This is a genomic window from Rhizobium sp. 05N430, assembly GCF_056396985.1.
The window spans coordinates 98,953-113,263 of sequence record NZ_JBFTMO010000003.1 but is presented as its reverse complement, the minus strand read 5'-3'; the positions used below and the strand labels follow the sequence as shown (position 1 = coordinate 113,263).

Sequence of the window (14,311 nt, the reverse complement as noted above, 5' to 3'; positions counted from 1 at the left end):
ACAATGGCTGGACCTTCCGCTCACGATCATTCTCATGATCAGCATGGCCATGACGCGCATGCGCATGACGACCATCACAATCACTCGCATACGCCGAGCTTCGTCAATCGCTGGTTCTTCTCGACGAACCACAAGGACATCGGCACGCTCTACCTGATCTTCGCGATCTTCGCCGGCATCATCGGCGGCGCGCTCTCCGTCGCCATGCGCATGGAGCTTCAGGAGCCTGGCATCCAGATCTTCCACGGTCTGGCTTCGATGGTTTACGGCTTCGAAGGCGACGCCGCGATCGACGGCGCCAAGCATATGTTCAACGTCTTCACCACCGCTCACGCCCTGATCATGATCTTCTTCATGGTCATGCCGGCGATGATCGGCGGTTTCGCCAACTGGATGGTGCCGATCATGATCGGTGCGCCTGACATGGCGTTCCCGCGTCTGAACAACATCTCGTTCTGGCTGATCGTTCCGGCCTTCCTGCTGCTCGTGCTGTCGATGTTCGTCGAAGGCCCGGCCGGCGCTTACGGTGCTGGTGGTGGCTGGACGATGTATCCGCCGCTCGCAACCGCAGGCCAGCCTGGCCCGGCCGTCGATCTGGCGATCTTCTCGCTGCATATCGCCGGTGCGTCGTCGATCCTCGGCGCGATCAACTTCATCACCACGATCCTGAACATGCGCGCTCCGGGCATGACGCTGCACAAGATGCCGCTTTTCGCCTGGGCCGTTCTGATCACCGCCTTCCTGCTGCTGCTCTCGCTGCCGGTTCTGGCAGGCGGCATCACCATGCTGCTCACCGACCGCAACTTCGGCACGTCCTTCTTCGCACCTGAAGGCGGCGGCGACCCGATCCTCTACCAGCACCTGTTCTGGTTCTTCGGTCACCCGGAAGTGTACATCCTGATCCTGCCGGGCTTCGGCATCGTCAGCCACATCATCTCGACCTTCTCGAAGAAGCCGGTTTTCGGTTACCTCGGCATGGCCTACGCCATGGTCGCCATCGGTGCCGTCGGCTTCGTCGTCTGGGCGCACCACATGTACACGGTCGGCCTGTCGCTCGATGCACAGCGCTACTTCGTGTTCGCAACGATGGTCATCGCCGTTCCGACGGGCGTGAAGATCTTCTCCTGGATCGCAACGATGTGGGGCGGCTCGATCAGCTTCCGCACGCCGATGATCTGGGCAATCGGCTTCATCTTCCTGTTCACGGTCGGTGGCGTCACCGGCGTTCAGCTGGCAAATGCCGGTCTCGACCGCTCGCTGCATGACACCTATTACGTCGTGGCTCACTTCCACTACGTTCTGTCGCTCGGCGCCGTGTTCGCCATCTTCGCTGCCTGGTACTACTGGTTCCCGAAGATGTCGGGCTACATGTACAGCGAGTGGATCGGCAACCTGCACTTCTGGGTCATGTTCATCGGCGTAAACCTGGTGTTCTTCCCGCAGCATTTCCTCGGCCTCGCCGGCATGCCGCGCCGCTACATCGACTATCCGGATGCCTTCGCCGGCTGGAACTACGTGTCCTCCATCGGCTCCTACATCTCGGCCTTTGCGGTTCTGATCTTCCTCTTCGGTGTCTTCGAAGCTTTCGCCAAGAAGCGCCTGGCTGGTGACAATCCGTGGGGTGAGGGTGCAACGACGCTCGAATGGCAGCTGCCTTCGCCGCCGCCGTACCACCAGTGGGAACAGCTTCCGCGCATCAAGTAAGATGCTGGAATGCCGGACGCCGCACCAAGATGCGGCGTCCGGCCTTAATGTAAGCAGGACGGAATAATGACGGTCATCGACAATCACGAGGCACTTGCGAACGAAGGCGAATTTCGCCTGTCGGAAGCAGGCGCACGCGATTATTTCGAGCTTCTGAAGCCCCGTGTCATGTCGCTGGTGGTCTTCACGGCCTTTGCCGGCCTCGTGCTGGCACCCGGACATATCAATCCGATCCTCGGCCTCATCTCGATCCTTTGCATTGCTGTCGGCGCAGGCGCGTCGGGCGCGCTGAACATGTGGTATGACGCCGATATCGACGCTGTCATGACCCGCACCGCGCAGCGCCCGATCCCGGCCGGCCGCATCCAGCCGCGCGAAGCGCTGGCTTTCGGCCTCGTTCTTTCAGGCTTCTCGGTCTCCATCCTCGGCCTCGCCGTCAACTGGCTTTCTGCCGGGATCCTGGCCTTCACCATTTTCTTCTACGCGGTCGTCTATACGATGTGGCTGAAGCGCTCGACGCCGCAGAACATCGTCATCGGCGGCGCGGCAGGCGCCTTCCCACCGATGATCGGCTGGGCCTGCGTGACCAATTCGGTCACCATCGAAAGCACTGTCCTCTTCCTGATCATCTTCCTGTGGACGCCTGCGCATTTCTGGGCTCTCGCGCTCTTCAAGATGCACGATTACGAATCCGTCGGCGTGCCGATGCTGCCGAACGTATCAGGCGAGCGCACCACCAAGCATCAGATCGTTGCCTATGCGGTGCTGACGGCCATCTGCGGCGTCGTCCCGTCCTTGCTCGGCTTTGCCAGCTTCGGCTACGGCCTCGTCGCGACGCTGCTCGGCGCAATCTTCATAAGCTGTTCCATCGCCGTCTGGCGGATGCCGGATGGCGATCTGAAGATGATCCCGGCAAAGAAGCTGTTCGCTTTCTCGATCTTCTATCTGTTTGCCATCTTCTCTGCTCTCATGTTCGATCGCGTGGCCTCTATCCTGGTGTTCCACGCAGGAGGTTTGATTTGATCGAAACCGTCAAATTGACCGAAGCGCAGCGCAAGTCGCGCCGCAATCGCAACGTCGCGCTCGGCCTCGTGCTGGCAGGCCTTTGCGTGCTGTTCTATGCGATCACCATCGTCAAGTTCACCGGACACGGAGGCTGAGCGAATGAGCGAGACCGTGGACACGCCGAAGAAGAAGGGCCGCAATAACGGCGCCGTCGTCATGATGTGCCTGAGCTTCGTCGTTGGCATGGGCGCGATGAGCTATGCCGCCGTTCCGCTCTACCGCATGTTCTGCCAGATCACCGGCTATAATGGCACGACGCAGCGCGTCGAGCAGGCCTCGACCGTGATCCTCGACCGCAAGATGCGCGTCACCTTCGATGCCAATGTCGCTCCCGGCCTGTTCTGGGAATTCAAGCCGGTGCAGCGCGAAGTCAATCCGCGCATTGGCGAGACGATCCAGGTCAATTTCGTTGCCGAAAATCGCTCGAACGAGACCCAGCGCGGCCAGGCGGTGTTCAACGTCACGCCGGGCGAAGCCGGGGCCTATTTCAACAAGGTTCAGTGCTTCTGCTTCACCGAGACGGATCTGAAGCCGGGCGAAAAGCTTGAAATGCCGGTGGTGTTCTACATCGATCCGGAAATTACCAAGGCCGTGGAATCGAAAGACATTCACACGGTAACGCTATCCTATACGTTCTACCCGAAAGAGGGACCGAAGCCGGTGGCTTCGAATGAGGGTGGAGCGGAGAAGGTTGAAAAGAAACTTTGATTGAGGTCCGTTTCCGGCTATGCCGGGAACGAGCGAGGAAGAGATCCGGGGATACAAGATGGCCGACGCGCATCAGAAAAACCACGACTACCATATTATTGATCCGAGCCCGTGGCCGCTGCTCGCCTCGATCGGCGCGTTCATCATCACCTTCGGTGGCGTCGGATTCATGCGCTACATCAACGGCGGATCGCTGCACCTGTTCGGTATCGAATGGGCGCATCCGTGGCTGTTCTTCATCGGTCTCGCGCTGATCCTCTACGTCATGTATGGCTGGTGGGCCGATACCGTGAAGGAAGCTCATGAGGGCGCGCATACCCGCGTCGTCTCGCTGCACCTTCGCTACGGCATGATCATGTTCATCGCTTCCGAAGTGATGTTCTTCGTTGCCTGGTTCTGGGCCTATTTCGACGCCAGCCTCTATCCGCATGAAGCCATTCAGGCCTCGCGCCTTGCCTTCACCGGTGGCGTATGGCCGCCGAAGGGCATCGAGGTTCTCGATCCCTGGCACCTGCCGATCTACAACACCGTCATCCTGCTTCTCTCGGGCACGACGGTCACCTGGGCACACCACGCCCTGCTGCACAACGACCGCAAGGGCCTCATCCAGGGCCTGACGCTCACCGTTCTGCTCGGCATCCTGTTCTCCTGCGTCCAGGCCTACGAATACGCTCACGCTCCGTTCGCCTTCAAGGCGTCGATCTACGGCGCGACCTTCTTCATGGCGACCGGCTTCCACGGCTTCCACGTTCTGGTCGGCACGATCTTCCTGATCGTCTGCCTGATCCGCGCCATCCGCGGCGACTTCACGCCGAAGCAGCATTTCGGCTTCGAGGCGGCTGCCTGGTATTGGCACTTCGTCGACGTCGTCTGGCTGTTCCTGTTCTTCTCCATCTACATCTGGGGTGGATGGGGCGCACCGGTCGCCCACGGCTGATCCGGTCGAAAGGCTGATATTGAAAAGGCGGGTGCCACTGGCGCCCGCCTTTTTCTTTGCTTTATCGCAGCCCGGCGATCCGCTCGAAGGCGGAAGGTTCGGGAATGCCGATATCGAGCTGATGACGGATCGCCTCGGCGCACTCATAGGGCGTCAGCACCGAGGTATCGAGCTCGAGATCGTAGATGCCGGGCTTGTGGACCTCGTCCTGCCAGCGGCGCACCGCTTCCGGAACCGCTGTTTCGGCCGTCGCCTTGGCATAGAGTTCTTCGCGGCCGGGCTCGTCGATCTCCCGCCGCTTCATGATGACGTCGAGCGGACAGCGCACGCCGACGAACAGTACCGGAAAGCCTTCGAGACGCCTGGCGCAATCGGCCAGGATGCCGAGCGGCTGCGAGTACGCGTCGTGATGGCCGAGATCGGCGACGACATTGAGCCCGAGCCCGGCATGGATGGCAATCGATTCGTAGAGCGCCGCGTAAAAGAACGGCACCAGTTCCTCGAGATCGGGACGCTCGCCGCCGGGCCTGAGGCCGATGCCCGGCAGATACTCGGCCGGCGTCATCGCATTGTAGCCGTCGACCCCGAGATTCATCCAGGGGCCGTCGAATTGTTGCTGGATCGCCCTCGCGATCGTGGTTTTGCCGCTGCGCGGCGCGCCGTTCAAAATGACGATCTGCGCGGCGGTGTTGTCGTTGTCCATGCGTCTTCTTCTTCTGTTTGGCGCGAATCGCTGAGGCGAAATCGCGCAGGTATTTCCCTTCGTCCTGCGGATACTCTATGGGAGAGTTAAGGCGGCTTTAGGTGAGATCGCCGCTATCGGGAATGGGTATGAAAGAAGACACAGCTCTTTTTCCACCGGTCGATCCGGTCAAGACCGGCATCAAGGGCTGCTGCCCGCGCTGCGGCAACGGCAAGCTGTTCGATGGCATGCTGTCGCTGAAGCCGCGATGCGCCGCCTGCGGCCTCGATTATGCCTTTGCTGATTCGGGTGATGGTCCGGCCGTCTTCGTCATCCTCATCGTCGGCTTTATCGTCATCGGCTCGGTGCTCTGGCTGGAGGTCAACTACTCGCCGCCGATCTGGCTGCATATCCTGCTCTTCGGTCCGTTGACGATCATCCTGTCGCTGCTGACCCTGCGCTGGTGCAAGGGCATCCTGATCGCCATGCAGTACCGCCACAATGCCCGCGAAGGACGCCTGAGTGACTGACATGAACATTCCGGCGACGCGCCGCAAGCTGCCTGTTTTCACCGGCATCGTGGTGCTGATTGCGCTCGCCATCCTGATTTCGCTCGGCACCTGGCAGGTCGAGCGGCTGCACTGGAAGGAAGGCCTTCTCGCCGACATCGCTTCGCGCCGAACCTCGGCCCCCGTCGAGCTCTCCGCCATCGAAGCGATGCACGCCGGTGGCACCGATATCGAATACCGTCCGGTCACCGTCACCGGCCGCTACGTCAACAACAAGGAACGGCACTTCTTCGCCACCTGGCGCGGCCAGACCGGCTTCTACGTCTATACCCCGCTGGAATTGGCCGACGGGCGCTATCTCTTCGTCAATCGCGGCTTCGTTCCCTATGAGAACAAGGAGCCGGAGATGCGTATGCAGGGCCAGCTGACAGGCCAGCAGACCGTCACCGGCCTTGCCCGCAATCGCTTGCCCGGCAAGCCGTCCTGGGTCGTGCCCGAAAACGATCTCGCCAAGAATGTCTTCTACTGGAAGGACATCGACGCGATGACGTCGAGCGACGGTTTCGATCCGGCGAAAGTCGTGCCCTTCTTCGTCGATGCGGACTCGACGCCGAACCCGAAGGGCATGCCGATCGGCGGCGTCACCGAAATCGACTTGCCGAACAACCACCTCGAATATGCCTTCACCTGGTATGGCCTGGCGGCAGTGCTCGTCGGCATCGTCGGCGTTTCCTGGTTCCGCAAGCGCGGCGGCAACGCACCGGCGCAATAGTATCGCTTCAATTCCTTCCTATATTGGGCTAGAGCGTTTCCTAGCTATATTGAAGCATTCTGCCGGAGCAGGTTTTCGACAGGGCAAAGGCGATTGGCGAAGGGCATACCCAAAGGTACGGTCGAACCGATCGCCTTTGATCCTGGCGGAAAGATGCCCGGCCCGAAGGGTTGGCTGAAACGGGCCGGCTGATCGACCGGCCGGCTTGGCCGTAGATCTGGCTACGACGCGCGCCTGCCGGTCGACCATCCGACTCCGTTTGAACCAACAGAATGCTTCAATATAGCCAGGAAACGCTCTAGACACCCGAGACGATGGATACCGGACGCAAGATGAACATAGCAGCGAAACCTCCTCTGACGATCAGGCTTTGCGGGCCGCGCGGCTTCTGCGCCGGCGTCGACCGTGCCATCCAGATCGTCGTTCTGGCGCTGAAATCCTACGGCGCGCCTGTCTATGTCCGCCACGAGATCGTTCATAACCGCTATGTCGTCGAGGGCTTGGAAGCCAAGGGCGCCGTCTTCGTCGAGGAGCTGAACGAGATCCCCGAAGAGCATCGCGCCCAGCCCGTGGTGTTTTCGGCGCATGGCGTTCCGAAGTCGGTCCCCGAGGATGCCAACAGCCGCAACCTCTTCTATCTCGATGCCACATGTCCGCTGGTCTCCAAGGTCCACAAGCAGGCGATGCGCCACAACCGCCTCGGCCGCCATGTCGTCCTCATCGGCCATGCCGGACACCCCGAGGTCATCGGCACGATGGGCCAGCTGCCCGAGGGCTCGGTCTCGCTGATCGAGACCGTCGAGGACGCCGATACCTACGAGCCCGCCGATCCCGATAATCTCGGCTACGTAACGCAGACGACGCTCTCGGTCGACGATACAGCTGGCGTCATCGCAAGGCTGCAGCAGCGCTTCCCGAACCTGACTGCACCTGCTGCCGATTCGATCTGCTACGCCACGACGAACCGCCAGGAAGTGGTGAAGCAGGCCGCCCCCGGCTGCGACCTCTTCATCATCGTCGGTGCGCCGAATTCCTCGAACTCCAAGCGCCTCGTCGAAGTGGCGCTGAGGGCAGGGGCGAAGAAGTCGATCCTCGTCCAGCGCGCCTCGGAACTCAACTGGAACGACATCGGCCACATCTCCACGCTCGGCCTCTCCGCCGGCGCTTCGGCCCCCGAAGTCATCGTCAACGAAATCATCGAGGCCTTCCGCGCCCGTTTCGATGCGCAGGTCGAGCTTGCCGAGACGGTACAGGAAAACGAGCATTTCCTCGTCAATCGCGAGCTGCGCAATATCGAGCTGACGTCGGCGGATATGGCGTTTGTGAATGGTTGAGCAAAGCGCTCCCTCATTCCTGTGCTTGTCACAGGAATCCAGTGCGCCGAAGTCCTTGGGCGCGAAAGACTCTTGATTAGCGCAGGTGTATCGCTTTATTCACGGCGCAGACGCGCCGTGGCTGGATTCCTGTGACAAGCACAGGAATGAGGGGCCTTGCAGGGCCGTCGAGACTCAATGCAAGACCGCCCATCCGCAGCGCCTGTAACGTGAGACCCCACCTTGGCCGTTTACACCGATATCTCCGAAGACGATCTGAAGTGGTTCCTGACGGAATATGATGCTGGCGAGCTGCTCTCCTACAAGGGGATCGCCGAGGGCGTCGAGAATTCGAATTTCCTGCTGCACACCACGAAGGATCCGTTGATCTTGACGCTCTATGAGAAGCGCGTCGAGAAGAACGATCTGCCGTTCTTCCTCGGGCTGATGCAGCATCTCTCCGCCGGCGGCCTGTCCTGCCCGCTGCCATTGCCGCGCAAGGATGGCGCGCTGCTTGGCCATCTGTCGGAGCGCCCCGCGGCGCTGATCTCCTTCCTCGAAGGCATGTGGCTGCGCAAGCCGGAAGCCAGGCACTGCCGCGAGGTCGGCAAGGCCCTGGCGCAGATGCACATCGCCGGCGAAGGCTTCGAGTTGAAGCGCCCGAATGCGTTGTCGATCGATGGCTGGAAGGTTCTCTGGGACAAGTCGGAAGCGCGCGCCGACGAGGTCGAGAAGGGGCTGTCGGACGAGGTGCGCGGCGAGATGGATTTCCTGTCGGCCAATTGGCCGAAAGAGCTGCCGTCAGGCATCATTCATGCAGATCTCTTCCCCGACAACGTCTTCTTCCTCGGCGATACCTTGTCGGGCGTCATCGACTTCTATTTCGCCTGCAACGATCTGCTTGCCTACGATATTTCGATCGGCCTGAACGCCTGGTGCTTCGAAAAGGACGGCGCCTACAACATCACCAAGGGGACGGCATTCCTCGATGGCTACCAGAGTGTGCGGCCGCTCGGCGAAGCTGAACGCGCCGCCCTGCCGATCCTGTCGCGCGGCTCGGCGCTGCGCTTCTTCCTAACCCGCCTCTACGACTGGCTGACGACGCCAGAGGGTGCCATGGTCACCAAGAAGGATCCGCTCGAATATCTGCGCAAGCTGCGCTTCCACCGCCAGATCACAACGGCCGCCGAATACGGGCTTTCCGCATGAAACATGTCGATATCTTCACTGATGGTGCCTGCTCGGGCAATCCCGGTCCCGGCGGCTGGGGCGCGATCCTGCGCTATGGCGAGGTCGAAAAGGAACTGTCGGGCGGCGAAGCCGAGACCACCAACAACCGTATGGAATTGCTGGCGGCGATCTCGGCGCTTTCGGCCCTCAACAGCGCCTGCGAAGTCGATCTCCACACCGACAGCAAATACGTCATGGACGGCATCTCCAAGTGGATCTTCGGCTGGAAGAAGAACGGCTGGAAGACCGCCGACAAGAAGCCGGTGAAGAACGGCGAGCTGTGGCAGGCACTCGATGCCGCCAACCAGCGCCACAAGGTCAAGTGGCACTGGGTCAAGGGCCATGCCGGCCACCCGGAAAACGAGCGCGCCGACGAACTGGCACGCATGGGCATGGCCCCCTACAAAAAGAAATAGGCCGGGCAGAGCGGGGGAGGCATCGTGCGGATCATCTCGTTGAATGCCTGGGGCGGCAAGATTTACCAGCCGCTGATTGAGTATCTCGCCACCGCGCATGCGGATGTGCTCTGCCTGCAGGAAATCACCCGCTCGTCAGGTGTCACGGCGGATTGGCTGGAATATCGCGACGGCAGCCATATCCTGCCGCAGCGTCCCAATCTCTTCGATGATCTGAAGGCCGTGCTGCCTGAGCATGACGGCTTTTTCGCCCCGTCAACGCGCGGCGAGCTGTTCGATGGCGATCGCGCCGTCACCTCGGAATTCGGCCTTGCCACCTTCATCCACCGCTCCCTGGCGATCACCGGCCAGGCAGCGGATTTCGTCCATGGCAGCTTCTCGCCGGACGGATACGGCGCCCATCCGCGTGCGCGCAACGCCCATGTCTTCAGGCTCTTCGACTATGCCACGGGCCGCACCGTGACCGTCGCCCAGCTTCACGGCCTGCGCGACATGGCGGGCAAGGGCGACACGCCTGAAAGGATCGCCCAGGCCGAAGCCCTGGTGGCGCTGATCGGCCGCATCCACCGGCAGGGCGATCCGCTCGTTGTCTGCGGCGACTTCAATGTCCTGCCCGAAAGCTCCACCTTCGAGATCCTCGGCAGGCTCGGCCTCACCGATCTCGTGACCTCCCGCGGCTTTCAGGGCACGCGAACGTCTCTCTATCCGAAAGAGGGGAAGTTTGCTGACTACATGCTGGTCTCGGCAGATGTCGAGGTCACCCGCTTCGAGGTCGTCAGGACGCCTGAGGTCTCCGATCACTGCGCCCTGATGCTGGAAATCGCCTAGCCGTTCACTGCCCGCGTGCTGCTCGCCTGCTCCCAGATCGATACCCGATCACGCCCGCCGCGCTTGGCGTCATACAGCGCCTCGTCGGCATGCTGCATGAATTCAGAGGGCGTCGTCGCCCGGCCGCGGCTCTGCTTGACGGCAACGCCGACGCTCGCCGTCACCCGGGTGAATTCGCTGCCGGTATGCGGCAGGTTCAGCGCGTGCAGCGCGTCGCGGAATTGTCCGGCGACACGGCAGGCATCGGCCTCGTCGGCCTCCGGCATCAGCACCACGAACTCTTCGCCGCCGAAACGGGCAACGATATCGGTGTCGCGCCGCGCCGCCTTGCGCAGGCAGTCGGTCACCGCCTTCAGGCATTCGTCCCCAGCAAGATGGCCATAGGTGTCGTTATAGGCCTTGAAGCGGTCGACATCGATCATCAGCAGGCTGAGCGGCGTGCGCTCGCGAACACTACGGGCGAGCGCCAGCGCCAGGGCTTCGTCGAAGGCGCGGCGGTTGACGATCCCCGTCAGGCCGTCGGTTTCGGCGAGGCTCTTCATCCGGTCGGCAACGGCACGCAGCGAATGCTCTGCCTGCTTCATGGCGGTCACGTCGGAGACGACGACAAGCGCCATGCCATCGGCCGTCATGCGCGTACGCAGGCTCAGCCAGCGGCCGTCATAGAGGTCGATTTCCTCGTCCTTGTCGCGATGCAGGTCGCGGGCTGCTGTCTCGATCCATTGCTCATCGACGGCAATGGGAAAGTTGCGGCGCTCCTGCGTCTCGATGGCCTTCCGCAGGATATCGCGGATATTGTAACCGGCGACGCGCACGACGCCTGAGAGCGGGAAGAGGTTGGAATATTGCGGGTTGGCATAAACAAGCTTGCCCTGCGGATCATACATCGCAAACCCGTCCGACATGCCGGACATCGCGTGCGACAACATGTTGCGGTTGTCGCGCAGCTCCCGCTCGATGCGGCGCTCCTCTGTAATGTCGCGGGTGACGCCGGCAAGCCCGATGATGACGCCGTCGCGGTCGCGCAGCGGCACTTTCGAGGTGCGGAACCAGTGTTCGCGCTCGCCCTGCATCAGGGATTCGATCTTGTTGATCTGCGCTTCGCCCCGGCGCATCAAGTCCTGCTCTTCGGCAAACAGCACTTCGGCGCGGCGTTGTGTGGCGATGTGGAAATCCGTGGTGCCAATCATCGCTTCCGGCGAGCTGAAATGGTGGTGCTCGGCGACATTGCGATTGACCACGACGAACACGCTATCGCGGTTCTTGACGTATTGGAAATCCGGCGTCTGCGTCAGCGCCGCGGTCAGCAGGTCACGGTCCTGCGCCATGTTCTCGAACTGCAGGAGCAGCGCTCCGGCAACGGCGATAGCACCGAAATTCAGCACGATGGCGGGAATGCCGACGAGCTGCAGCGTCATGGCGCTGACCTGATTGGGCAGGATCAGCATCGTCGCCAGCAGCGTCAGCGAGACGGTGGCACCAAGGATGAAGATATCGCTGAGCTTCGCCTTGCGGCGCTTCTGCAATATGCGCAACGTCAGCGAGACCGCACCGGCGCATGCAATGCTGATCACGCCGTCAACCGCGCCCGCCCCACCCATGTAGAGCCGGAAGGCGACGGCCATGGGGATCGTCAGAATGGCCGAAGGTGCGCCGCCAAACAGCGCCGATATCGCCACCAGCGAATAACGTAGGTCTATGAACACGCCGTTGCTCAGCGGCACCGACATCATCATCGAGGCCATCGTCCCGGCCCCCATGACGGCGCCGAAGGCGAGCTTGGTATTGAGGTCGCTGAGCTGACGGAATCGGAAATAGATGTGAGCCCAGACCGAGATCACCAATGCAACGATGGCAAGATTGCCCGTTAGTATTTGCCAGGTTGTATTCATACAGTACAAGTGAACCCAGACGCGCCAATCCCCGCATTTCTAAGGCTTTTTCCTTTCAACGGGTTTAACTTAGCGATGGCTACACAAGAAAATCATGCGTCAAACTTAAACGCCTGAAACGGCCGTGTTCCAAACGGACACATCCAGAAGCCGCCGGCCTTCGTATCGACCTTTATTGAGCGACGATCCGAGGATGAGATGGCTGTGCATGCAGGAACCTGGCTTGAGCCATCCCTGGAACCGAGACTTTGGTGGCGCGTCGCGCTGTCGGCGATCTATCTGATCGCCGGTATCCTGCACATGCTGCTGCCGGGGCCGTTTCTGCGGATCATGCCAGCCCTCGTGCCGTTTCCAGCCTCTGTGATTTTCGTGACGGGCGCGTGCGAGGTTGCGGGCGCCGCCGGCCTGCTGTCGTCGCCCTATCGCGCTGCCGCGGGCATTGCGCTCGCCGCCTACGCGGTCTGCGTCTACCCCGCCAATATCAAGCATGCGATCGATGGATTGTCGGCGGTGGACGCAAGCATCTACGCCTGGCTTTACCATGTGCCGAGGCTTGCCTTTCAGCCTGTCCTCGTCTGGTGGGCACTTTATGCCGGAGGTGTGATCGACTGGCCGCTTGCGCTACCCAAAGCTTAAGCGGCTGGCGGTTCGCGGCCGCCAGCCGTGTGTTTCGGGCGCACCTGCCGCCAGCGCGCCTCAGCTGGCCGCCCGCATCTCCGCCAGAGGTTTCACATTCTGGTTCATCCGGAAGAGATTCTGCGGATCATAGCGTCTCTTGATTTCCGCGAGGCGCCGGTAGTTCATGCCATAAGCCGCTTCCACGCGATCGGCCTCGTCTTCTGGCATGAAATTGATATAGGCCGTGCCGATCGCATGCGGCCTCGTTGCCTCGAACAGACCCTTTGCCCACCCGATACAGGTCTGGTCCATCGCCTTTTCCCGCCAGCGTGCGTGGACGTTCATCACGAAATGCGAGCTGCGCTGCGGGAAGGCCGTGGCCTCGTGGCCGATCCGTCCTGCCGCGCCGCCGACATGGCCGATGAAGATCTCGCATTCCGGCCCTGGCAGCTTGCGCACCGCATCGAGCAGCACGGAGATGGCGGGATCGGAAAGCCGCGCAAAATCCTGGCTCTTCCAATAATTGCGCGCTCCGGGCGTCAGAAGCGGATCGAAGGCCTGCTGCCAGGCGGCGAAAGGCGCCGGTCCGACGACATCGGCAATCGGCTTGCCGATCGACCGCAACCCGGCGGTCGCCGTCTCACCGGCCTGCAGATTGCCGCAATAGCACATGGCAAGCACCAGCACCTCCTTGCCATGCCACTCGGCAGGCAGGAACGGCAGCGGTGGCGCCTTGCGCATCACGGCCCAGCAGGTCAGCTCGTCAGGCGCGGTTTCCAACTGTTGGCGGTATTGCTTAAGCACCATGTCCGCATCGGCGAAAGGATGGACGACGAGCCCCGCCAGCACCTCTCCGGGCAGATCGTGCAGCCGGAATTCGAACGAGGTGACAACGCCGAAATTGCCGCCGCCTCCGCGCAGCGCCCAGAACAGCTCCGGCTCTTCCTTTTCGCTGACGCGTTTCAGTTCGCCTGCCGCGGTCACGACGTCCACCGAGATCAGATTGTCTAGCGTCAGCCCGAACTTCCGGGTCGTCCAGCCGAAACCGCCGCCGAGCGTCAGCCCGGCAATGCCTGTCGTGGAGTTGATGCCGGTCGGCAGAACAAGCCCGAAGGCCTGCGTCTCCGCATCGACATCGGCCAGTGTCGCACCGGGCTCCACCCGCATGCGCCGCGTCGCGGGATCGACCCAGACGGATCGCATCGCCGACAGGTCAATGACGACGCCGCCATCGCAGATCGCATTGCCGGCAATGTTGTGGCCGCCGCCGCGGATCGCCAGAAGCAGGCCGTTGTCACGCGCAAAACGCACTGCCTTGACGGCATCACCAGCACCGGCGCAGCGCACGATCATTGCCGGACGCCGGTCGATCATACTGTTCCAGATCGTCCGCGCCTCGTCGTAGTCGGCATCGTCCTTGGTAATCAGCCGCCCGCGCAATGCGGCGGCGAACGCCTCTATGGTACTGCCCTTCACCCTGGTTTGACCCCGTTGCAGGGTCGTGAGGTTCAAGTCGTCCATGATGTCCTCCCTGCGGCAGGAAGCCCCGTCCCCGCCGGGGCCGCATTTTGCGCCCCCCGGCCATGGTTAACAAGCTATCGCTAATAAATGTATCCAGCGATGGAGCGGGCCGGGTT

General features: G+C 61.7%; 15 protein-coding genes. 12 read left to right on the top strand and 3 right to left on the bottom strand.

What is annotated here, in order from left to right; genetic code table 11:
- Positions 1-3: 3 nt before the first annotated feature.
- The 5 genes from ctaD to AC1DJO_RS07975 all read left to right on the top strand — a co-directional run bounded on the left by ctaD (position 4) and on the right by AC1DJO_RS07975 (position 4,414).
- Positions 4-1,704 carry a cytochrome c oxidase subunit I gene (gene ctaD / locus AC1DJO_RS07995; RefSeq protein ID WP_112386452.1) on the top strand — a complete coding sequence of 567 codons (1,701 nt, stop codon included), beginning with the start codon at positions 4-6 and terminating at the stop codon, positions 1,702-1,704.
- Positions 1,705-1,770: 66 nt separating this feature from the next.
- Positions 1,771-2,727 (top strand): heme o synthase, encoded by a 957-nt coding sequence (locus AC1DJO_RS07990; protein ID WP_477939420.1) that lies wholly within the window; start codon positions 1,771-1,773, stop codon positions 2,725-2,727.
- Positions 2,724-2,864 (top strand): hypothetical protein, encoded by a 141-nt coding sequence (locus tag AC1DJO_RS07985; protein WP_162698648.1) that lies wholly within the window; start codon positions 2,724-2,726, stop codon positions 2,862-2,864. Before AC1DJO_RS07990 ends, AC1DJO_RS07985 begins: the two co-directional genes overlap by 4 nt.
- Positions 2,865-2,868: 4 nt before the next feature.
- Positions 2,869-3,477 (top strand): cytochrome c oxidase assembly protein, encoded by a 609-nt coding sequence (locus AC1DJO_RS07980; RefSeq protein ID WP_477939421.1) that lies wholly within the window; start codon positions 2,869-2,871, stop codon positions 3,475-3,477.
- A 58-nt stretch (positions 3,478-3,535) separates the two neighbouring features.
- Positions 3,536-4,414, top strand: coding sequence for a cytochrome c oxidase subunit 3 (locus AC1DJO_RS07975; RefSeq protein ID WP_112386518.1), 879 nt, complete (start codon positions 3,536-3,538; stop codon positions 4,412-4,414).
- A gap of 61 nt (positions 4,415-4,475) precedes the next feature.
- Here AC1DJO_RS07975 and AC1DJO_RS07970 read toward each other — a convergent pair whose 3' ends face one another.
- A complete protein-coding gene (locus AC1DJO_RS07970; RefSeq protein WP_112386449.1) occupies positions 4,476-5,117 on the bottom strand; it encodes a chloramphenicol phosphotransferase CPT family protein in 642 nt (213 codons plus the stop codon).
- A 128-nt stretch (positions 5,118-5,245) separates the two neighbouring features.
- On the opposite strand from AC1DJO_RS07970, the gene AC1DJO_RS07965 reads away from it, so the two are divergent.
- The 6 genes from AC1DJO_RS07965 (at position 5,246) to AC1DJO_RS07940 (ending at position 10,164) form a co-directional block, all read left to right on the top strand.
- Positions 5,246-5,626: a DUF983 domain-containing protein gene (locus tag AC1DJO_RS07965; RefSeq protein WP_112386517.1), complete on the top strand. Its 381-nt coding sequence runs from the start codon at positions 5,246-5,248 to the stop codon at positions 5,624-5,626.
- Between the two features lies 1 nt (position 5,627).
- Entirely contained in the window at positions 5,628-6,377 is a 750-nt protein-coding gene (locus AC1DJO_RS07960; RefSeq protein ID WP_477970313.1) for an SURF1 family protein, read from the top strand.
- Positions 6,378-6,709: 332 nt separating this feature from the next.
- Complete coding sequence (gene ispH / locus AC1DJO_RS07955; protein WP_477969742.1) at positions 6,710-7,711, top strand: 4-hydroxy-3-methylbut-2-enyl diphosphate reductase; 1,002 nt, start codon at positions 6,710-6,712, stop codon at positions 7,709-7,711.
- A 222-nt stretch (positions 7,712-7,933) separates the two neighbouring features.
- Positions 7,934-8,899 carry a homoserine kinase gene (locus tag AC1DJO_RS07950; RefSeq protein ID WP_477969740.1) on the top strand — a complete coding sequence of 322 codons (966 nt, stop codon included), beginning with the start codon at positions 7,934-7,936 and terminating at the stop codon, positions 8,897-8,899.
- A complete protein-coding gene (gene rnhA / locus AC1DJO_RS07945; protein WP_112386446.1) occupies positions 8,896-9,336 on the top strand; it encodes a ribonuclease HI in 441 nt (146 codons plus the stop codon). The genes AC1DJO_RS07950 and rnhA overlap by 4 nt, the downstream gene beginning before the upstream one ends.
- A 24-nt stretch (positions 9,337-9,360) precedes the next feature.
- Entirely contained in the window at positions 9,361-10,164 is an 804-nt protein-coding gene (locus AC1DJO_RS07940) for an endonuclease/exonuclease/phosphatase family protein (protein ID WP_477969738.1), read from the top strand.
- Here AC1DJO_RS07940 and AC1DJO_RS07935 read toward each other — a convergent pair.
- Positions 10,161-12,056 carry a diguanylate cyclase gene (locus tag AC1DJO_RS07935; RefSeq protein ID WP_477969736.1) on the bottom strand — a complete coding sequence of 632 codons (1,896 nt, stop codon included), beginning with the start codon at positions 12,054-12,056 and terminating at the stop codon, positions 10,161-10,163. The genes AC1DJO_RS07940 and AC1DJO_RS07935 overlap by 4 nt on opposite strands.
- Positions 12,057-12,254: 198 nt before the next feature.
- Between AC1DJO_RS07935 and AC1DJO_RS07930 the strand changes: the two genes are divergently transcribed.
- Complete coding sequence (locus AC1DJO_RS07930) at positions 12,255-12,692, top strand: DoxX family protein (protein WP_477969734.1); 438 nt, start codon at positions 12,255-12,257, stop codon at positions 12,690-12,692.
- Between the two features lie 60 nt (positions 12,693-12,752).
- On the opposite strand, the gene AC1DJO_RS07925 is transcribed toward AC1DJO_RS07930, so the two are convergent.
- Positions 12,753-14,195 (bottom strand): FAD-binding oxidoreductase, encoded by a 1,443-nt coding sequence (locus tag AC1DJO_RS07925; protein WP_477969732.1) that lies wholly within the window; start codon positions 14,193-14,195, stop codon positions 12,753-12,755.
- Positions 14,196-14,311 lie beyond the last annotated feature (116 nt).